Source organism: Marinobacter santoriniensis NKSG1 (assembly GCF_000347775.1).
GTDB lineage: Bacteria > Pseudomonadota > Gammaproteobacteria > Pseudomonadales > Oleiphilaceae > Marinobacter > Marinobacter santoriniensis.
On the sequence record NZ_APAT01000005.1, the window covers coordinates 15,368 to 34,779 of the forward strand.

Here is a 19,412-nt window from a genome sequence, read left to right on the forward strand (position 1 = left end):
CATTAAGTCTGATTCGAATTATGAAAAAGTCAATAAATACATACGGGTACCTTTACAGCGCATCGGTGAGCACGGAGAATACGGGTCGAAATGAGGCCGAGGGCTCGTTTTATCAATACATGGCCTCTTTAGTATTTTCAGCGTTCACATTGGAGGCGTACCTCAACCATCTGGGTTTCCAGGTGATTGGGTACTGGAACCATATAGAGTCTCTCAGTCCAATCAAAAAATTGGATATATTGTCCGAAGTTACGGGTGCAAAGTTTGAAAAAGGCGCTCGCCCTCACCAAACGGTTGCTGAACTTCTCAGATTTCGTAATGAAATGGCACACGGAAAATCTCGATTCCCCTCACAAATCGGCGGTCCAGACGATCCTTGGTGGTTGGAATATTGTAACGAGGAAAATGCTAGTCGGGCCCGTGAAGCGGTAGAGCAGATTATTAATACGTTAAATCATGAATCCGGCGTCAAAGACCCATGGACCTTCAACCATGAGTCATACTGAGAATTTAACAAGGCTAAGCACGGCGACGGCTATTACATTGCGGCTTCGCCTACATTCCGTAGCCGCGTATGCTGGCTGGCGCTGGTTTAAGGGAGAAGGGTGACGATTCATGCGACTGTATAAATTTAGGGGGCCGTCCCAGATTGAGTTTACGCTCGACATCATGTTTAACGACCGTCTTTACTGTGCAGATTGGACAACGCTCAATGACCCCATGGAAGGTCAGTTCGTATACTCCCACAGGGCCACTGACGAAGTAGATCGTTCGGCCTATTTAGATGATATTCGAATGGAGAAAAAGAAAATCCGGATCTGTTCGCTGTCAAGCACCTATGACAGCCATTTGCTTTGGGCTCACTATGCAGACGGTTTTTCTGGAGTGGCAATTGAGGTCGATATCCCCGACAACCATCCAAGCTTGATGAAGATGGAGTATGGTGGAGTATTCGCCAATGTGAATTTTCAGGATGGTGATGTGCCACGCGAGACTGCGCGGCGAATATTTGCTTCAAAATACATTGATTGGAAATATGAAAAAGAATTCCGGATTTTGCACGGAGAGCACTTTTTTGAGCTGCCTAACCCCGTGAGAAGGATCATCGTTGGTCATCGAATGAATCCATCCCTTTTCGAAGCGCTACGAATAATTTGTGAGCGAAAAGATATTGAGATAAACCGAACGGGCATTGGAGATGAGGGGATAGATGCAGATCCGGTGCCGGCTCTTGGAGAACCTTGGTAAAGACCAATAACAATTCGCGTAAGGCAGACAGCCCTGACGGGCCGGCGCTTCGCTCCGCGTTAAATGCCAAACCTGAATGTTCGCTTTGCGACCAAGGGCTACTCTGGACCCAGCTAAACAAAAGCGAACATTCGCACCGTGTCTTGCAACCCTATTTCCCTGTCCCCGCGACGGACCGAAATTTATCCTTGCGATCTTAAAAACTCGGGCCAGAAACCTCGTTTTCATTTGGCAACTAGTCTGGCGTTAAAGTCCTTTGCTTTTCTGGAAGTCTAATGAAAATGCCCAGCCGTACGCCAAATTCACTGACTCTAATTAGCCAGTCGCTGCACATACTTTGACAAGGCAACTCTGTAGGTGGATGTTTCAAATTGGAAAAGCTGTTGTGGTTTTGATCTGACTAGCTAAACCTGACGGGATAAAGCCGCGTGCAAACTCTTCACAATACCCGTAGTCCGAATTTTGTTTTGGATTGACCCCTAACGGCCTGAAAAGTAGGCTGTATTGGGACTGTGAAGCGGTTCCGAACGAGGTGCTGGCGTTACGCTTTAAAAAGAATTCAAACTAATAAGCTGTTAAGACTCGGGTTGGTATCTATGGAATTTCATGCTTTCAAGAAGGTCAGGGACGAGTTTCAGGATCATGCCAAGACGCTGACTGAGGCTTGGCAGGACACTGGAAAACCTGTCAACGCACGCTTTCCGAGGGGATATATCCGGTCCTATTCTGAACTTCGCCCTCGTTGGCCCTATCTGGATGATGCGCACAAGACACTGGTATGTCAGGTGCTCCAACTTTGTGATGTTAACCGCTGGAATCTATTCATCTGGGACTTATCTGGTCCTGCTGGGGCTGCATCGGTCTGGCATGCCACCTTACCGGTTGTCGCAGTGATGGAAGTTCTCTGTCGCGAATTCATTAAAAAGAAAGGCCTGAGGCCAAAACAGAAGAACTTCTTTAGCTACATTGAGTTGTTGAAGGCAAATAAAATAATCAACGAAGCGCTCGCAGACAAAATACACCGTCTACGACGATACCGGAATATAGTGCATTTGAACGCAGATGAGACACCAGAAATTGAGGGTAATGGTCTGCCGGTGCATTGGAATCAAGCTTGTCGGGCACTTCAAGAACTCGAAGATTGCCTAACCAAGAACTTTTAATTCGTCGAGCACCTCCGACGCACAGAAGAGTGCCGGTGCACTTCGTCTTAGCTACGAGAATAGCGCGAGATGATACCTTTGAATGTCAATCACTTTTCTGATGACTGATTATCAAGCTCATGAAATACTAAATCTTCAGATTACAACCTGTTGTGTTGTTCGGCGCGGGCCATGGAAGCAGGGGGCGTGATGATTGCTGGAATAACAACGGAGAATACCGAACTTGCAACTGTGTGCAGGATCGAAATATTCACTGATGAGTTGAAGGCCGAAATCAGAAATAGATTGGCGGCTATATGTCATGGCAAAGACAAGGTCGAGGCCGGGAGTATAATTGCGTCATACAGAGAAACGCTGAAAGTGTTTCTAGATATCTACGCCAAAAAGTCCGAGGATACCCGAAAGGGAATGATAGGAGAGTTACTAACCCACATTCTCCTGCTTAAGGAATTCCCCGATTATGAATCCGCTAACCCATACTTCAATATGGAAGAGGCAAGCATAAAAAAAGGCTTTGATCTCATTGTCTTCGACCAAACTTGTAATGAGTTGAAAATTGTCGAAGTGAAATCTGGTGGTGCGGGACCGCATGCTTCTGATAGAGCGAATAAGGCGCTATTAAACACAGCGAAAAATGATTTGAAAGGAAGGTTAAACGACAACAAAATCCACATCTGGATGAATGCGATTAATGGAGCAAAAATTGCACTATCTGATGGAAAAATTAAAAACGAAATAAATCGCATATTGGAAGAGTGTTACATGGAAGTCGCTGATAAGTCTCCAGATAGCAAATCTAAGCGCGTAATACTAGTTTCCGTACTATATAAAACATGCGCTGATCCGATATCCATTGACGCAACGCATGAGAAAGCTGAAAAGATCATAAATGAGGAATTATTTAAAGAAGCGATCGTCTTTTCGATTCAAAAAGAAACCTGGGAGCATATCGTTGCATTCCTTGAGCAGGAGGCAGCAGAGTGAGTTCGATATCTCTTAAGACACTTCGTAATACCAACCTTTCAAAATTGTACTTTAAACTCTTGCGACGAGAAGATCTCGATAACCGGGAGCAAGAGGCAATACTTAAGATCGCGTTGCTGCTTTTAAATGCTGGCGATGAAAATTGTCAAGAGCTTGGGTACAGGATTGTCGTTCTGTATTCCAATCATTTTTCTGATTACAAACCTTTATATGATATTGCTATTAATAAGGGGTTTATACCAGTCGCTAAATCCATTGAAAAAGTGGAGGCATTATCCCATCATTTCCAGAACGATTTTTTCTCTCTGTTCCTGTCGAGTTTTTCAGAGACCTATCGATCTAATGGAATTTATCAAACTTCAGAGCAAGCCAGCCTGTCGCGCTATTTTTCGGAAGAAGCGGATCGCGGTGTTGCGGTTGTCGCTCCGACATCGTATGGAAAGTCTGAGTTGTTTGTGCGCTTTTGTAACAGTAATGCTGGCAAAACGATAGCAATTATCGTTCCAACAAAAGCACTCTTGTCTCAGATGAAACGCCGAGTTCTCCACGGTTCTGACGAGCTGAATCTTGATCGAAAAATTATCACGCATCCTGAGATGTATAACGAAGGAGATAGAGGGTTTATTGCTATTCTGACCCAAGAGCGGCTGTTACGAATTCTTCAAGATGATGCTGCTTTGGTCTTTGACTATGTCTTTGTAGATGAGGCGCACAACCTCCTTTCTGGTGACAGTCGAAATACACTTTTAGCAAAGGTAATCACTTTGTTGGGGCGACGAAGTAAGGATACGTCGTTTAGTTTCCTTACTCCATTCCTTGTGAATTCCCGAAACCTCCACACGCGATTTGTAGACCCCAGTTTTTCGGAGTTCCGTATCGGCGAGCACTTAAAGACGGAACGCTATTATGCTATTGATCTTAGGGATGATGGCGACCGATTGCTCAAGCTTTACGATCAGTATATGAATGAATTTACGGTGCTGGGTGCCTCGCATAAAGAAAATGAAGTGCAGTTCTTGCAGGAGAACTCCGGAAACAAAAATATTGTCTATTTGAACTCTCCTCCGCGGCTTGAAAAGCTCGCGGCCATGTTGTCGGCTCAAGAGTCGCCGATTGATTCCGATGAGTTGGATGCTGTCTGTGAGGATATTTCAGAATTTCTCCATCGCGACTATGGTTTGCTTGACTGTCTGAGAAAGGGAGTGATTTACCACCACGGTTCTGTTCCAGATGTTGTTAAGCTTTTCATAGAAGAGCTTTATTCGGTTGTCCCAAGTATCAGATATATTGTATCTAGCTCGACCTTACTTGAAGGAGTGAACATTCCTGCGGAAAAACTTTTCTTGTTGGAGTGTAAGAAAGGACGATCTAACCTAACGGCGTCTCAATTCAAGAATCTGGTGGGTCGAGTATGTCGTTTCGGTGAAATATTTAATGATTCTGAAGGCTCTCTGTATTTATTGGAGCCTGAGATATATGTTGTTGCCTCCAGATACGTTCATCGAAATGCTAATGTAGAGAATTTTCTAAGAGAGCGAGTAAAGGTCGATAAGAAAATTAAAGATGAGCTGAAAAATGTTTTACTCGAAAATACCGAGATAACGGATAAGAACGTGGAAGATTTGGAAAAAGCAGTTGAGGTATTGGAAAACCTCTCCCCTGGAGTTACCGGCAGGGAAATTAAGTATGTTGAAACGCTTGTTGGTAAGACCTGCTACCTAAACAACATAATTGAATTTCCGATCTTGGATTGTGAGTTTGAGATTTCAGAGTATTTGGACGAAGTGCGCGTGGATCAGCATTTGATTGATGGGCTCGAAGAACTTTTGGATGTTATTCATCATGGATTCATTGACCATATTCCCGATGACAGCTATAGAAATCTTCAGCGTTTAAGAGAGGCGTCAGCTAAACGTTTTTATCGAATGTTTCTTTCGTGGCGTATGCGGAACGCGTCTTTTAATGAGATGATCAAGCGTTTTCTGGATTACTGGGCGGAGATACCCGACCCGTTAGTTTATGTTGATAAATGGGGTGATACGTCACGTGATGGAAGCTACAGTGAGAGCTGGGTCAACATTAGCGAGAAATCCCATAAGGAACGTGTGAACCTAGCAATAGTTCGGATTAAGGAAGAGCAAGATTTTTTAGATAATCAGATAATGAAGTTTGTCGAAATATTGAATGACCTTGAGATGCTTGATGAAGATTTTTACAAAAAAATCAAATATGGGACAGCTGACGAAAAGAAAATTACTATGATGAAAAATGGGTTCAGTGCCGGACTCGCCTCACTCTTATTGCAAAAATATTCTAACTACGTTGAGGTTGATTCTGCGGCAAATATTGTTAATCTCAGAGCTGAAGTCCAAGAGATTATGAAGAGAAATAACGAGAGCCGAATCTTTATATTCGAGGCAGGATTCAATACGCGCGGATAATCACAATGAGCTTCGTAAAGTACCAAAAACCAAGAGAATATCAAGATTCGAAATCTTGCCAGATTTCAATGGCAGTAGTTAATTGTCCATGCAAACTACTGCATGCGGAAAAATTACTAGCTACGCTCGAAATTTTCCGGTGAGCGCTGCTTTATCACCCAACCCGAATGTCCGCTTTGCGACCACAGGACAATTTGTGGTTTCAATTTCCGGACACGCAATAGCGACATGACCAGCAGGCTGATCCATTGCTTAAATGTTGTCTCGGAGTCTTTCGCACTTAACGACTTCAGGCGTATGTCGGTAGATTAAACTCGATATACAAGGAAGGTCGGTAGAGCCTATCTTTCGAAATGGGTTGATTGTTAATACTCCTCATCCCTGGTCAGGGTAGTAGCCCCCCAAGGCCAATTCTGGATCCTACGCAGCTTTAAGATATATCTCACACGAACCCTGCATTGACAATGATAGGGTTAGAGCTGAGTCACTTGGTCAAGACGACTGGGACTCAACGCCGGCATGGATGCCAGGCAAATGCGACACCTGCCCAGTGGTGTGACGCGCCAGGGAGAGACTTGGCACCACCCGCGCTTGCCACAATTTGCCCCACTTTGATCGACGCACTATTGACCTAATGGATCAGGCTCACCAAAATACTGTCTTTATATACAGTATTGAGTCAGAGGCATTCCATCACTCTCCCCGAGAATCGGTTGCCGTACGCATTGTTTTCGAAAGCGTTAGGTATTTGCCGTCTAACAATACTGATTTGCCACTCTGCGTGAACGGGGATTAGCGGGCTGGGGATGGAGTTTCGTCGCCGACACAATATGGCATATGCCACCCTTCAAGCGTTTGCTTCGATGGAAACCGTCGGCATCGTTACAGAAGATGGTATTGAGCTTTGTCATTGGCTCGGCGTGGCAGACCGAAGAATTCTAAGATTAGTTCCGGAGTTAAAGTCGGTTCTATTGGATATCGAAGCTTGGCGAACGATGATTCTTGAACCTTACAAATGGCTTGGCCCAAGTGTCTACGTGGTAGGGGCTTTTATTGGAGATGGCAGAGTCGTTGGCGTCATGGAAGGACGACAGCCAATGGTTAGGGTTTTGTCGTCTAAACCGGACGCGCTGGGCCGGTCCTTCGGCTACGACACGGAATAGATCTAATTGCGGAACTCTGACACCTGGCGTTCCAGGTTAGCGTACATTGCCAGAAGATCGTCCTCGTTGAGCTTTCCTCTGGTGGTTTTCTCAGCCCTATGTTTTTCCAGCTGGCTTCGCTGTTCGGCGTAGACATGATGGAGCACGCTGGCTTGATAGTCGCAGCCCTCCCGATCGTTCAGTTGCTTGCGAAGCGATTTGAACTGATCAGGACTGGGAACCTGCTCTAGCTTTTTAGCGATGTCTTTGGGTCGGATATCGAACACTTCTCCCCAATGTTTTACGGCCTGCTCCCATGCCTGAGACAGAGATGCCCGCTCATCAATGTAGAATTTCGTGGCAGCGCCTCGTTTGTTTACGGAGAAATAGCAGGTTTCTTGTGCAGCACTTTTCCCGCTTCCGATCCCAAGCGTGATGCCCTGAAAGCCAACACCGCGACAGGGGAGGGTTGTGGGATGGTCTTTTCCAATGAAATCCAGATATTGAAGTGCTGCGGAGCGGGCCATGTAACGGGCCTCATAGTACTTGGCTCTGGTCTCTTGATATTGGTACCAGAGTTCTTGAGTAATTCGGGCGTTCGGCCTCTTGAGAGAGAAATACTTCTGATAGCGTTTGCCTCGGATGGTGGCAACAACTCGCCAGCCGTGGAAGCCAGAGGTTAGCTCCCCTTTTTCATAAAAGCTAATAGCCATGGATAGTCGATCTTTCCCGTTCAATTCACGTTAAAGATATAAGCAGACAAGTAAGCGTCACCGCTTTGTTCGCAGGCTGATGCCAGCTTGCTGCAACTGATAATGGTAAATAAACTTCTCAGCCTTTTTGGGCGGCAAATTCGTAACACCGACCGTTGGTTAGTCGTTGTCATTTCCTTGGAGTGGAGCATCGTCCATGAGGCGTCAGGATGCGGGGGATGATACGTTTGCACCCCAAGGCAAGTTTACACCCCAGAGGACATTTACACATCATGGTTTGCGTTTTAAGAATCCTGCCCCTCTTCTTTTTTTGGTGGTGGGGTTCGTCAGTGTTCCGGCTCATGCGTCCGTTATAAAAAAGTCAAACAGTGGCCTTTGCCATCCACCACAAAGCAGTTGGTATGAGCGAACCAAAAATTATCAACCCTACGACTCTCTTGATGCCTGTTTGGAGTCAGGCGGAAAATTACCAGATGGTGTCTCTTTGGCATCCGTTCAACAGGGCGAGCAGCAGCAAGGCAGGCTACGAAGCTACGAACGGTCTGCGTTCGGGCGTGGTTGGGATGACGCCGACGGAGACTGTCAAGACAGCCGTGCTGAGGCATTGGTTGCCCAATCCACAGCCAACGTCCGTTTTGCAGACGAAAGTCGCTGTAGGGTGGTTTCAGGCCGCTGGATCAGCCCTTTCACAGGCAAGGTCATCCAGAACAGCAGCGAGATCGACATTGATCATGTGGTCCCGCTGAAGTGGGCTTGGACGCGTGGAGCAAAGAACTGGGCGCAAGCTAAACGAGAGCGGTTTGCAAACGATATGGCTAATCTCTGGCCCGTCGAGCTAAGCCTTAATCGAAGTAAGGGTGCCCAGGGGCCGGATGAATGGTTGCCACCGTCAGGCCAGTGCGGTTATGTGGCAAGGTTCGTTCGTATCGTGAAACAGTACGATCTTAAGCCGACAAAGCCGGAAATTCGATGGTTGAAAGCGTTCCTGGAGGGCTGCCGCAGCTGACTCCCTGCTAAACTATCTTTCGAGGCAATGATTCTCACGGAAGGAATGAACGAGGTGGAAAGGAAACGGTTTACTGAGCAGGAGTTGCGGGAAGATTTGGATGCGGATTCGTCGCATACCTAAGAGGTCGCTCAGCCAAATATCAAGGGCGTTCACCACTGGAGCGACTGAGAGGTTCAGTTCAACCGCTATGAGCGACCTTCCGATCCCATTTGGGACGAATTCTTTGACTCCAGTGAGCAAGTTTTAGAGGATTTCATGGTGGACCGGGGTATGTCGACCGTTTTCCGGCGCGGCTGCGCCTCCAAACCGGCCTGTTACGCCAGCGTTATGTGTTGGGAGCTGGGATGAAACGGATCTTCGCACCATTCATTTTTCTATTGAGCCCTATCGCGTTGACTAGGCCCTATGATTTTGGCGATAGCTATGAGGGGTGGGACGATAGTGTAACTTTGCTGGAAATGGTCGGCGGCTTGATCGCGTGGGCTGGTTTGATTTGGCTAGCCCGCTGGGTCTTTGAAAAGTGGACACTGGGTTGGTGGGGAGTTGCAGGCTTCTATTTGATGCATGTGCTCATGTTTTACGTTATGAGCGGTTTATCTCAGCCTCTGTGGTCGATAGCTATTATTTCGGTATTCGCTACAATTTTTTCACTAGTGGTGCTCAATGAGCTTTGACTTATGCACCACATAACGAAGCCAGTCACGGCGAAGGCTACTGCATTGTTGCTTCGCCTTCATTTCTTAGCCGCATTATGGCAATGCAAGAATAGGTTTATGGAAGAGTTTATAAAGTTTGAGGAAATCATTGAGCCAGATGAGCGACATGGATTAATTGACCAGTTGACCGGAACCAGGTTCACGCTTGAATCTTTGTATCGGACTCTCGATGGCATAAAGCTTTTGGACTCCGTTCCAGAGGAGATCCAGTCTCAATTTAATGTCACGAAAAACTTAGCTATCTATACGTGGTACTCCTATTCTCTAGATCCAGTTGCACAGCTCAAGACCTATATTCTTATTGAGCACGCTTTAAAGCTAAAGTTTGAAAAGGATAATTGGCCGTTCCCGAAGTTGATCAAAAAAGCCATTAACCGTGGATGGGTCAAGGACAGCGGTTTTTCACACATAGAGGCGTGCCCGCAGGACAACACAAAATATGTTCGGAAGATGATTGAGGTTCTTCCGAGTTTGCGGAATTCAGCGGCCCACGGTAGTAACGGCCTTCACCAGCATGCCGTTGGCCATATTCAGATATGTGCAGAGTGGATTAACCAAATCTTCAGTCCCGACCACGACCATAACCAAGTACGTGAGGCTGGCGCGTGAGACGAGCCCCTTCGTATTGGCGTTATGTGATGAGCCATCAGGATGAATGAACAAGGCCAGGCAATCCCTCATCGAATTTTTGATTCTTCTTGGGATTTTCAGCAGGCGCTTTCTGCTATGACAGTTGTATTGGAAGAATGCGACTTTTGGCTTCTTGCCTTTGTGGCTGTGCAATGATCAGAACCAGTCGTCTAAATGCTTACGCAGACCTCGTGGCATATCCTCTATGTCGCAGCAATCGAATGCGTTAATAGCGTCAGAAACCGCATTCGAGCCGTGCTCAATCTTAAGATCATCGATATAGTCGTCCAGCGATTGAAAGTCACTTACAACGTTGTCCCACCACTCGAAAGTTTCGGCGTCAGCGACATAGTAGCCATAGCCATCACGCTCGGAAAACTGACCGTCAATTAGTGCGCCTTGATTACCGATAAAACCTGTGACCCAATTTTCTCCAGTCTTGTGGTCGATCAGCTCAAGAAACTTCATTTCGTTTGTTTCTGATATGAAAACTTGCATCTCATGCGCCCTCTTTTCATTTTTTATCTTTTGTTGCTTTAAGAGTTTTGGTTAACTCTATATTTACTACTATAGCAATAGGTATAACCTGTCGCAATTAAATGCAATACATATAAGCCCATATCTTTAAATGAGTTTTATGCCAAAACAACACCTCTGAAACCCTTGTCGTTCTGATTAATATGTCTGACATAATTATTAGATGGAATTCAAATTCGGTCAAAACCCCAAAATGGAGTTACAAGCAGTTACATTAAAGTTTCTAGATTTGCGCAAAAAGTGTGACGCTGATCAAGTTTGAGGCATGGGGTGCGATATTTTCGATAATAAGATCCTGAAATGCGATGTTTTCGATAATAAGATCCTGAAATGCGATGTTTTCGAGAATAAGAGATTTAGCGTTATTTGGATGACCTAATTGTTAACAAAATGACGTTCTACCAAGCCTTGACTCCTATTTTTTGAAAAAAATCATTTTGTCTTAAAAGGGCCTTTAAAATAATAGGTTGCAGCGACTTTGAAGGGGGGTGTTCGGGGCCGAACCACCGGCTTGATTTGTCTACAAAAGATCATCCAGCTCAGCCTCAAGCTCATCGTCTGTGTAGTCGTCGTAGTCGAGCACTACTGACAAGCTGTGAGATCGCTGCCACTTCAAGAGCTGCGAGAGGGTGTCGACTTGGTCGTCGTGCTTTGATTTGGGGAAAAGGATGATTTCCTGTTCAAAGTCATAGAGCCAGTAAGACTTATCTGGGAGCAGGTCAGTAGCGCACAAAGCAGAGGCGGTCCGTTTCCAGCTTGTGCTTCAAGACGGCTTTGACCCGTGAATCTTGTATAGCCTGGTCAGACATTAAAACTTTTCTTCCAGGCTCTTCGAGATGGCCGCAGCGGCTTCTGGGGATAGGTCGAGGCTGGTCTAAGTCTGCTGCTGTATCGGACACCGCCGGGGCCGCTGATTTCGCTTGATGACTTGTCGCTCCAGTCGAGGTGGTTCTTTGCGATCAACGCGGCGAAGGCTCTCGCGCTCGATGTACTGGATCAGCCGGTTGGTCATCTGCCGCTTGTCGTCTTTGTGCGGCACGGGCTCCAGAAACGTCCTTCGGCAGGACTGGCAGCGATAGCGACGGCGGTTAAGCATGATACCTGCTCGTTTGCCATGGGCGGGGGTATCCATAACCACCTCATCACGTCGGCCAAAACCAACGATTTCAGAATGATTGCAGTGGGGGCAATGAGTAGGCGGTTTGGAAACTTCGGCGTGTACCTGGTGATCGTGCTCCAGTTCGGGCACCTGGATCACCTTGTAATCAGGCCAGTTGAGTATATTGGTCATGCACGTCCTGGTTGATGGCTAACTGTCTGCCCCGCCTTTTCCTCGCCAACAACTTCGGCGATTAGATCATCGGCAACCGGATCGGCTTCGCCGCCATGCTGACGGTGTGCCTGGTACCAGCCAACGATCAGCCCAGAAACGTTGTCCTCGGGCGCATCACGAAACATCTCTATCGGCAGGCCACTGGCCTCACAGATACGCTCTATTACGGCCCAATCGAAGCTAACGCCCCCATCGGGGTCGCGTGACAGGTGTAGATCGGAGAATTTCAGATCGTCGGGGATGGCTACCTTGGCCATTTGTTGCTGCATGTGTGCCTCCACGGCGTCAACTATCCAGTCGGTAAGTCGCATCCCAGCGGCTCGGCTTGCGCGAACCCAGCAGCCTTTTGTGGCCGCTGGTACTCGCAGATGGATTAGGGAATCAGGCTTCATCTTCCAGCTCATCGCGCAATTCCTGACGGCGCTCCTGCATGAAGTCCTCCAGGTCGCTATCCAGGGTGTAGCCGTTGCTGTTGGCTTCCGCCTCATACTCGGCAACCAGTTCGGTAATACGCTCGTCGGTGGTGCTAGCTTCAATGTCTGACTGAATGCCCTCATACGCCCAATCAGCGGTCGCTTGGTTGCTCATAGGAGCGTATTTGCTTGGCTTGTAGGTCTCCACAACGTCTTCGTCGTCAGATTCAAAGCTGTCGCCGTTGGCATCCGAGTCGCGTACTTCACCGAACTTCTCAGTAATCGCTGCGCGGGCTTCCTCGATAGTGGTGTACTCGCCGTGGGCGTAAATGGCCCAGTCATTGGTGGTGCCGCACCAACCTTCAGTGCGCTCTTCGTGACTGCTGTTGGCGATTGCAGGGGAGGTGCTGATCTCGATCTTATCGACATCAACGTACTGGTCTTGGGTTTGGTTGGGGCCAACGTAATTGGTTTCGATGACGTAGTACATGATTTTGCTCCTATCAGGAATCCCGGTTCCGCCGGGGCGGTGCAAGCTGAACTCCTCAGCTCTTGAATCTAATATTTGGGCATCTGGCTTTTCCGTCAACCCTAAAATCCGATTTATTAATGGAATTACATATAGCGAAGAGCAACCGCTAAATCCGGATACCCCTTTTTTCTTGCCGCCATTAAGCTGCTACTTCTTTATATGCTACTGAAAGTCGATCAAAGAGATATCGAGCGATTAGAATTGCATCAGACCGGCCGTCTTTGAGCCCGTCTCGGGGCTCGAAGAGTGGGGCGTCTGGGTATAGATGAAGACACGTATCTGCGATCTGCTGCTTGCTGATGCTTTGCTCTCCCTTATCTTTCTTCAAGCCTAAATGCTTCTGCCAGGTCTGGGGTACTTCGAGCATTAGATCATGAACGAAAGCTGTGGCGAGCGTTACGACACCCTCCCTAAGCCTTGCCCAAAAGTGAAAGTTGACGGGGCACCTTGGCCGGGGTGACTGGACACAAGCTCGATGCAGATATGCTGGGAGCCTTCCTAGTGCTCTGTGAGAGCATATCTATCTGCAAAAACCCGGGTTCTGATCGTCACGCACGGCATGTCGATGACATCAAGCAGTTCGGCTTTGCCATTGCGCCATTTTTTCCGGGGTCGATGCCGACGAACATAATTCAATGAGTGAGTTAGTGTGGCAGTTAATGCATCAATTACTCGAAAGGCGGGCAATTTTGGTGATACAACAATCGATGTTGGCAGCCAACCTCACCTGGTTGTTTTCCCCGACCGTAGGGAGGGGACCATATCGAGTCGGTCCTTTGTACAAATTTTTCCGAGAAATTAAATTTGTATATATAGAGAAAAGCAATTTCCACCGAAAATTTGTAAACCCACTCTCCCAAGGGATTGGGGCGAGATCTGACTTGATAATGTCTTGCTCGCTGCGCTCACAAAAGTATCCAGGTTGCTGGGTCTGTGGGGTGCTATCCGCTATGAATTACTGTCAACCTTTTAGAGATATAATATCAAAAACAAAATTAAAGTTTGATGAGGGGGTAAATGAATGTGCTAAAGTATGTGGTGTGAGTCGATAAAAAATAGAAGTAGGAAACTAAAATGGAACATATCAAAATTGTATCGGACTACTCCGACCGTATTTTCGAACTTCAGAAAAGGGCCAGACTGGCAAACGATGACCTGTCATTCGAGTTGGTCTCTGAAGCTACATACAACGATTTCCCAGCTTTAGACCAGGGCGCTAAGCGCCGTGTGCACGTTACCCTGTCAACTGGCGATAAGGTGGATTTCAGCGAGATAGACGATCTCTTGCAGCGTGCCCTGGTTCTCCGCAGTTATACAAAGTGCAAGAGCGATGAAGACTACGCAGACGACAAGATCGCAGATATCGTAGCGGACCGCTGGAAAGTGTCTTTTTTCGACGCAGACCTTAAAGACCTCGCCGCCAGATTAACTCCTAGAGCTGCTCAGAAAATACTGAAGAAGATCAAAGCTCGCGAGATCGCAGTGCGTATGAGTCACAGTCACACGCACACGTATAATGGTGTAGATGAATACAATAGCACGTACACGGATTTATTTACAGAGAGCGCTAAAGTAATAGTATTCAATGGACAAATGGCATCTGGAAAGACTGTAGCGATGCGGTCTATCTACACCGAAGCCCGCGCAGCTGGTGCCAACCCAATTTTCCTAACGGGCAAGCGCACAATCGCATCAAACTTCTTTGGCGACTCGCATGATGACCACTATCAGGCAGGGACTCATAAAGATCGCAAAGGCGTGATAGGCGTAATCAATACTTTGGTCGGGCAGCAGTACGACGAAGACCGAGCTAAGTGTGAGATCGTCTTTATCGATGAGCTTGAAGACCTCTTTTCACACATCGCAACAGGCACAATTGGCGTCGACTACGAAGACCGCATCGAAGCCATGAAAGTCCTGGAAGAGCTGCTCAAGAGCGCGAAAAAGGTTGTCGTAGCTGACGCCATGCTGACGAACCAAAGCATCGATCAGCTACTAAAAATGGCACGTGGCCAGGCCAAGATTCTGAAGACCAAGCCAGCGCCAGCCCCAACTATCTCTTTGGGTACAAAAGGCGAAGTCCTAGGCGTCACTCGGGACCGTATGAATGCAGGAAAGAGGTCCGCGGTCTTCATGGATTACAACCCTCGGGCCTTCAGCGAAGTTGCTCATGCGCTGTCGCATGAGACAGGTAAAGAAGCTCTAATGCTCAACGCCGAGTTTTTTGAAAGCTCCGGCAAGAGCGTCAGCGAAATCGACAACATTGTCCTGAGCACTGACGCCTCAGTCATCAGCCCGGTTATCAATGCAGGCGCATCTATCACTCTGCCAGACTTTGATGAGATCTCAGTGCTCGCCGGCCGCACCATCACGCCAACAAGCGTGCTCCAATCTGCTCGACGTTTCAGGGCCGCTGATAAGATCCATCTCGCTTTCCGGTCGGGGCGCTCAAGCTTCCGCGTGACTGATCCTGTGTCGCTTATCGCAAAGATGATCAGCGAATGTGAGAACCCAGTCGAGGAAGCTCAGAAGCTATACGCAACCGAGCATGGCAAGTTCCTGGCTGACTACGCAGCTCAGAAAAACCGCCAGTTCCGACACTTTGAGCAGTCAGTGTTGATCGCGGCTGAACAGATGGGCTTCACCATCGAGCGCCCATATATCTCAGAAGAGATCAAGACAGACGGTCAGAAGTCTGCAAAAGCTGGTCGCAGAAAGAATTCAGAAATCCAGAAAGATGTAGCCCACAAAACATCCGAAAAACTACAACAACAAACGAAAGAGGGCATTGATATGGGCGTAAGTGAAGAAAGGACTTTTGAGCAGGAAGTGGCTGCTCGAACGATATTCGGCATGCAGACTCTGAGCATCTCTATGCTGACTGATCAGACTTACCATGAAATTTTCTCGATGGGCATCGATCAAGTCGTGTCTATGCGTAAGCGCCTTTCAGGAAAAGATGCCGTCTCAGAGCGCATGGATATCGCCGGCCAGCGTGTGATCCAGCTGCTTGAGGATGCCGGAGTTAACCTGACAGATCTGTCCAACTCATACGTGACGACTGAGTCAGCCGAGTATGCTTACGGCAAGCTAATCGAGCCTGTGGCGATCAATGACAAGGCAACAATGTCAGGCCTGGAGCTGGTCAAATTCTTCTTTTCGGATGCACGGACTAACGTTACTTGCAAGTTTCGATCGGTCGTTATTAAAAACATCCTGCGCGAGCTTGGCTACGACCTGACAGCAACTGGCAACGGGCGCAATCGCTACTACACATTATCCGACCTGGTTAAGAAGATCGATATCGACGGCATCAAGGAAGACTGCAACATCAGCAGGATCACGGGCAAGTACGAGCAGCTTGCTCTCACGAAGAAGGCCCGGGCGTATCCAGTCAAGCCAGAGGTCATCCAGCCACTGATAACGGCAGACGAGATGCGTCTGGCTGGGAGTATTGATGTGAAGAACCAAAAGGCCAAGGAAGAGGCCGAGAAGGCGGGGGAACTACGACTGGGCTCCGGCTTACGGCTAAATTACTTGACCAGGTAATGCTTCAGCGGTGCCAAAGGAAGCATACTTTCTCTCACGCATAAAAAAAGGCCCCATCCATGAGGCCCTTTCGAGTCGAGTCTTGCACCAGATCTTTGAGGGGTGTGAGTCGTCAAATAATCGTAGGAACTACTTTCAGGCTCGACAATTACATTGTATCAAATTTGACCGAAAATGCAATATATGCTAAACAAAAAGGTAGGCAAAAATAGCTGATTTCTTAACGTTTTTTGTAACTAATGCCAATATTTCTCGATAATCTGGAATTTCTCGGACAACGATGGCTCTTCTGGGACCAATTTGGGCCCAAAAAAGCTGACAGCTTGCCCAGATCGGAACCCGCGTTTTTGATCGCAAAGCTGTGATTACTGCTCCTGACCTGCTAGGTATCTTCGAATATCAGCTAGGCCGCCATTCAGCATGACCTCCAGAGCCGTCTGACCTCCAAAGGCTCGGTTCGGTCTGCGCACCCACGCATCAGCTTGCTGGTCAGTCTGAAATATCGTGCGCAGAGACTTATAGATACCGATGACGCAGGAGATCCGCTCAAGCTGCTCACCATCGCCAGTGCCGAGCAGGGTGGATGTCTCGTGATCTGATAGACCCCAGGCATTGCAGACGTTGCGTGCGACCCTGAGGGCTGTCTCTGTGTCTTGTGAGGTATAAGTAGCCATGCAGAGAGTGTAGCGCTTTTATATTATGCTGACTTGCTCATGAGAATTTGGAGATGTCGTGCATAAGGATCTAGTCGCAAAGTTGAGAGCCGATTTTCCTTTGCTAATGCACCAGGGCGAGGAGAACTCCTTTACCCGTTTCGGCATTGAAGCTGGCCTCGGATGGTTCCCGATCATCTATGAGCTTTTTGCGGTTTGCGAAGACATCCAGCAGCGCACAGGAAAAGCTGTTCAGATCAGTCAGATCAAAGAGAAATTCGGAAGTTTGCGGCTCTATGTCAATCTCCCAGTCGATTTGATGGAAGAGGATATCATCGAGGCTATTTTTGAAAGCCTGTCCACAAAGATCTGCGACATCTGCGGCGAACCAGGCAGCCTCGGCTCTATCGACGGCTATTGGTGCACGAGATGCCCTGATCACCGCGATATGAGCAGCTACTCGGTAGATGATGAGCGAGACCTTCTAAAAGCCACGAGAGACAGGTTTATCGACTACACGAGGGAGGGCCTGGACACATACGGCATCTGCTATATCAGAGCTGAAAGATCTGGAAAGGATGACGGCAATGCAGCTCTCAAAGTCTACAAGCTACCCGACCGCATCCTCAGTCTCAGAGATAAAAGCCTTATCGAGCAGTGCGACGTCTCTGAGCACGCTGGATCCCCCGAGTCGCTCCAAGAGATAGTCAGAGACCTCAAATCGAAGCATAAGCTACTGGGCTGCTCTGACGGATCAGACGAGGGCAGGGCTGTACTCGATAGGTTGTAATCAAAAGACCTTTGGCCCCAATTTAGATTGATTCCAACAGCCAAAAACAGGGTGCTGCACAGACACTTGATCAAAAATGTTGGACCCCCAGTGGACCCCCAACTTTTATTGATCGCAAATAGGCATTATTTTCAGGCACAAAAAAAGCCCAATCATTTCTGACTGAGCCTTTCTAAGTAGCTGTTTTTGGTAGCAATCCCGCATTTTCTGAGACATGGAGTCGAAGAGAATGTGGGCGGAGTCGAACCGCCGACCCCAGCATTATGAGTGCTGTGCTCTAACCAACTGAGCTACCTTGCCATTTCGTTCTGGGCAACGCCCCAAACGAGGCGCGTATTTTCAGTATTTGGGCTCATTCTGTCAAGGCTTTGGGCCCAAATTTCCGAGAAAAATTATACGTTAAACCGGAAATGGATAACGTCGCCGTCCTGCACGATGTAGTCCTTGCCTTCCAGGCGCCATTTGCCGGCATCCTTGGCGCCGGCTTCGCCGTTGTACTGGACGAAATCGTCGTAGCTGACCACCTCGGCGCGGATGAAGCCACGCTCGAAGTCGGTATGAATGACAGCGGCCGCCTGGGGCGCTGTGGCGCCAATCTTGATGGTCCAGGCGCGGACTTCCTTGACGCCGGCGGTGAAGTACGTCTGCAGGCCCAGGAGGCTGTAGCCGGCGCGGATTACCCGGTCCAGTCCGGGCTCTTCCATGCCCATTTCTTCCAGGAACATGGTTTTCTCTTCGTCTTCCAGTTCGGAAATTTCAGCTTCCAGCTTGTTGCAGATGGGCACCACCACCGCGTTCTCGGAGGCGGCGATTTCTTTCACCGTATCCAGGTGCGGGTTGTTCTCGAATCCGTCTTCGTTGACGTTGGCGATGTACATGGTGGGCTTGACGGTCAGCAGGCACAGCTCCCGGATCAGGGCCATCTGGTCCTTGTCCAGGCCCATGCTGCGGACCGGCTTGCCTTCGTTCAGGACCGGCAGGAGTTTTTCGAACATCTCAAGCTGGGCCTTGGCTTCCTTGTCGCCGCTCTTGGCAACGCGCTGAACCCGTTTGATGGCCTTTTCCACGGTTTCCAGATCGGCCAGGGCCAGCTCGGTGTTGATGACCTCGATGTCGGCCGCAGGGTCCACCTTGTTCGCTACGTGAATGACGTTGCCATCTTCAAAGCAGCGGACGACGTGGGCAATGGCATCGGTCTGGCGGATGTTGGCCAGGAACTGGTTGCCCAGGCCTTCCCCCTTGGAGGCGCCGGCCACGAGGCCGGCAATGTCGACGAACTCCATGGTCGTTGGCACGACGCGTTCGGGCTTTACGATCTCCGCCAGTTTGTTGAGGCGAGGGTCGGGCATGGCCACCACACCGGCGTTCGGCTCAATGGTACAGAAAGGGAAGTTTTCCGCGCCAATGCCGGACTTGGTCAGTGCGTTGAACAGGGTGGATTTGCCGACGTTGGGAAGGCCGACGATGCCGCAGTTAAATCCCATGGGTTGCCTCTGCTGGTACTGAAAATTTGTCGCGGATTATACCGGTGTATCGGTATGGGTGCGAGTAAGGGGTAA

General features: G+C 48.4%; 19 protein-coding genes. 12 read left to right on the forward strand and 7 right to left on the reverse strand.

Annotated features, from left to right (window positions below):
* Window positions 1–20 precede the first annotated feature (20 nt).
* From MSNKSG1_RS00805 to MSNKSG1_RS00830, 6 genes are all read left to right on the forward strand, one after another.
* Window positions 21–506 carry a hypothetical protein gene (locus tag MSNKSG1_RS00805; protein ID WP_040886507.1) on the forward strand — a complete coding sequence of 162 codons (486 nt, stop codon included), beginning with the start codon at window positions 21–23 and terminating at the stop codon, window positions 504–506.
* A gap of 109 nt (window positions 507–615) precedes the next feature.
* Window positions 616–1,248: a DUF2971 domain-containing protein gene (locus MSNKSG1_RS00810; RefSeq protein WP_008937327.1), complete on the forward strand. Its 633-nt coding sequence runs from the start codon at window positions 616–618 to the stop codon at window positions 1,246–1,248.
* 596 nt (window positions 1,249–1,844) lie between these two features.
* Complete coding sequence (locus MSNKSG1_RS00815; protein WP_008937328.1) at window positions 1,845–2,411, forward strand: hypothetical protein; 567 nt, start codon at window positions 1,845–1,847, stop codon at window positions 2,409–2,411.
* Window positions 2,412–2,582: 171 nt separating this feature from the next.
* Entirely contained in the window at window positions 2,583–3,395 is an 813-nt protein-coding gene (locus tag MSNKSG1_RS00820) for a DUF1837 domain-containing protein (protein ID WP_152638682.1), read from the forward strand.
* On the forward strand, window positions 3,392–5,836 hold the full coding sequence (locus tag MSNKSG1_RS00825; RefSeq protein WP_008937330.1) for a DEAD/DEAH box helicase: 2,445 nt from the start codon (window positions 3,392–3,394) through the stop codon (window positions 5,834–5,836). The genes MSNKSG1_RS00820 and MSNKSG1_RS00825 overlap by 4 nt, the downstream gene beginning before the upstream one ends.
* A gap of 830 nt (window positions 5,837–6,666) precedes the next feature.
* Complete coding sequence (locus MSNKSG1_RS00830; protein ID WP_008937331.1) at window positions 6,667–6,999, forward strand: hypothetical protein; 333 nt, start codon at window positions 6,667–6,669, stop codon at window positions 6,997–6,999.
* A 2-nt stretch (window positions 7,000–7,001) separates the two neighbouring features.
* Here the strand turns inward: MSNKSG1_RS00830 and MSNKSG1_RS00835 are convergent, their stop codons facing one another.
* On the reverse strand, window positions 7,002–7,691 hold the full coding sequence (locus tag MSNKSG1_RS00835; protein ID WP_008937332.1) for a hypothetical protein: 690 nt from the start codon (window positions 7,689–7,691) through the stop codon (window positions 7,002–7,004).
* Window positions 7,692–7,887: 196 nt separating this feature from the next.
* Between MSNKSG1_RS00835 and MSNKSG1_RS00840 the strand changes: the two genes are divergently transcribed.
* From MSNKSG1_RS00840 to MSNKSG1_RS19540, 4 genes are all read left to right on the forward strand, one after another.
* Window positions 7,888–8,697 carry an HNH endonuclease family protein gene (locus MSNKSG1_RS00840; protein WP_083870900.1) on the forward strand — a complete coding sequence of 270 codons (810 nt, stop codon included), beginning with the start codon at window positions 7,888–7,890 and terminating at the stop codon, window positions 8,695–8,697.
* 347 nt (window positions 8,698–9,044) lie between these two features.
* Window positions 9,045–9,374 carry a hypothetical protein gene (locus tag MSNKSG1_RS00845; RefSeq protein ID WP_008937334.1) on the forward strand — a complete coding sequence of 110 codons (330 nt, stop codon included), beginning with the start codon at window positions 9,045–9,047 and terminating at the stop codon, window positions 9,372–9,374.
* 99 nt (window positions 9,375–9,473) lie between these two features.
* Window positions 9,474–10,025, forward strand: a complete 552-nt coding sequence (locus MSNKSG1_RS00850) for a hypothetical protein (RefSeq protein ID WP_152638683.1) — start codon at window positions 9,474–9,476, stop codon at window positions 10,023–10,025.
* 42 nt (window positions 10,026–10,067) lie between these two features.
* A complete protein-coding gene (locus tag MSNKSG1_RS19540; protein WP_264622948.1) occupies window positions 10,068–10,202 on the forward strand; it encodes a hypothetical protein in 135 nt (44 codons plus the stop codon).
* Here the strand turns inward: MSNKSG1_RS19540 and MSNKSG1_RS00855 are convergent, their stop codons facing one another.
* The 4 genes from MSNKSG1_RS00855 to MSNKSG1_RS00875 all read right to left on the reverse strand — a co-directional run bounded on the left by MSNKSG1_RS00855 (window position 10,203) and on the right by MSNKSG1_RS00875 (window position 12,819).
* A complete protein-coding gene (locus MSNKSG1_RS00855) occupies window positions 10,203–10,514 on the reverse strand; it encodes a hypothetical protein (protein ID WP_152638684.1) in 312 nt (103 codons plus the stop codon).
* A gap of 943 nt (window positions 10,515–11,457) precedes the next feature.
* Window positions 11,458–11,874 (reverse strand): transposase family protein, encoded by a 417-nt coding sequence (locus tag MSNKSG1_RS00865; RefSeq protein WP_008937338.1) that lies wholly within the window; start codon window positions 11,872–11,874, stop codon window positions 11,458–11,460.
* Window positions 11,871–12,185: a hypothetical protein gene (locus tag MSNKSG1_RS00870; RefSeq protein ID WP_201764932.1), complete on the reverse strand. Its 315-nt coding sequence runs from the start codon at window positions 12,183–12,185 to the stop codon at window positions 11,871–11,873. The genes MSNKSG1_RS00865 and MSNKSG1_RS00870 overlap by 4 nt, the downstream gene beginning before the upstream one ends.
* 112 nt (window positions 12,186–12,297) lie before the next feature.
* On the reverse strand, window positions 12,298–12,819 hold the full coding sequence (locus tag MSNKSG1_RS00875; protein ID WP_008937340.1) for a hypothetical protein: 522 nt from the start codon (window positions 12,817–12,819) through the stop codon (window positions 12,298–12,300).
* A 1,116-nt stretch (window positions 12,820–13,935) separates the two neighbouring features.
* On the opposite strand from MSNKSG1_RS00875, the gene MSNKSG1_RS19545 reads away from it, so the two are divergent.
* On the forward strand, window positions 13,936–16,410 hold the full coding sequence (locus tag MSNKSG1_RS19545) for a hypothetical protein (RefSeq protein WP_008937342.1): 2,475 nt from the start codon (window positions 13,936–13,938) through the stop codon (window positions 16,408–16,410).
* Between the two features lie 365 nt (window positions 16,411–16,775).
* On the opposite strand, the gene MSNKSG1_RS19680 is transcribed toward MSNKSG1_RS19545, so the two are convergent.
* Entirely contained in the window at window positions 16,776–17,084 is a 309-nt protein-coding gene (locus MSNKSG1_RS19680; RefSeq protein ID WP_008937343.1) for an MbcA/ParS/Xre antitoxin family protein, read from the reverse strand.
* Window positions 17,085–17,142: 58 nt separating this feature from the next.
* Between MSNKSG1_RS19680 and MSNKSG1_RS18615 the strand changes: the two genes are divergently transcribed.
* Entirely contained in the window at window positions 17,143–17,853 is a 711-nt protein-coding gene (locus tag MSNKSG1_RS18615; protein WP_008937344.1) for a hypothetical protein, read from the forward strand.
* Between the two features lie 392 nt (window positions 17,854–18,245).
* On the opposite strand, the gene ychF is transcribed toward MSNKSG1_RS18615, so the two are convergent.
* Window positions 18,246–19,337, reverse strand: a complete 1,092-nt coding sequence (ychF, locus tag MSNKSG1_RS00905; RefSeq protein ID WP_008937345.1) for a redox-regulated ATPase YchF — start codon at window positions 19,335–19,337, stop codon at window positions 18,246–18,248.
* Window positions 19,338–19,412: the final 75 nt, after the last annotated feature.

Coding starts and splice junctions, on each gene's coding strand:
- MSNKSG1_RS00805 (WP_040886507.1), top strand. CDS start 21: ATGAAAAAGTCAATAAATACATACGGGTACCTTTACAGCGCATCGGTG.
- MSNKSG1_RS00810 (WP_008937327.1), top strand. CDS start 616: ATGCGACTGTATAAATTTAGGGGGCCGTCCCAGATTGAGTTTACGCTC.
- MSNKSG1_RS00815 (WP_008937328.1), top strand. CDS start 1,845: ATGGAATTTCATGCTTTCAAGAAGGTCAGGGACGAGTTTCAGGATCAT.
- MSNKSG1_RS00820 (WP_152638682.1), top strand. CDS start 2,583: ATGGAAGCAGGGGGCGTGATGATTGCTGGAATAACAACGGAGAATACC.
- MSNKSG1_RS00830 (WP_008937331.1), top strand. CDS start 6,667: ATGGCATATGCCACCCTTCAAGCGTTTGCTTCGATGGAAACCGTCGGC.
- MSNKSG1_RS00835 (WP_008937332.1), bottom strand. CDS start 7,691: ATGGCTATTAGCTTTTATGAAAAAGGGGAGCTAACCTCTGGCTTCCAC.
- MSNKSG1_RS00840 (WP_083870900.1), top strand. CDS start 7,888: ATGAGGCGTCAGGATGCGGGGGATGATACGTTTGCACCCCAAGGCAAG.
- MSNKSG1_RS00845 (WP_008937334.1), top strand. CDS start 9,045: ATGAAACGGATCTTCGCACCATTCATTTTTCTATTGAGCCCTATCGCG.
- MSNKSG1_RS00850 (WP_152638683.1), top strand. CDS start 9,474: ATGGAAGAGTTTATAAAGTTTGAGGAAATCATTGAGCCAGATGAGCGA.
- MSNKSG1_RS19540 (WP_264622948.1), top strand. CDS start 10,068: ATGAATGAACAAGGCCAGGCAATCCCTCATCGAATTTTTGATTCTTCT.
- MSNKSG1_RS00855 (WP_152638684.1), bottom strand. CDS start 10,514: ATGAAGTTTCTTGAGCTGATCGACCACAAGACTGGAGAAAATTGGGTC.
- MSNKSG1_RS00865 (WP_008937338.1), bottom strand. CDS start 11,874: ATGACCAATATACTCAACTGGCCTGATTACAAGGTGATCCAGGTGCCC.
- MSNKSG1_RS00870 (WP_201764932.1), bottom strand. CDS start 12,185: ATGCAGCAACAAATGGCCAAGGTAGCCATCCCCGACGATCTGAAATTC.
- MSNKSG1_RS00875 (WP_008937340.1), bottom strand. CDS start 12,819: ATGTACTACGTCATCGAAACCAATTACGTTGGCCCCAACCAAACCCAA.
- MSNKSG1_RS19545 (WP_008937342.1), top strand. CDS start 13,936: ATGGAACATATCAAAATTGTATCGGACTACTCCGACCGTATTTTCGAA.
- MSNKSG1_RS19680 (WP_008937343.1), bottom strand. CDS start 17,084: ATGGCTACTTATACCTCACAAGACACAGAGACAGCCCTCAGGGTCGCA.
- ychF (WP_008937345.1), bottom strand. CDS start 19,337: ATGGGATTTAACTGCGGCATCGTCGGCCTTCCCAACGTCGGCAAATCC.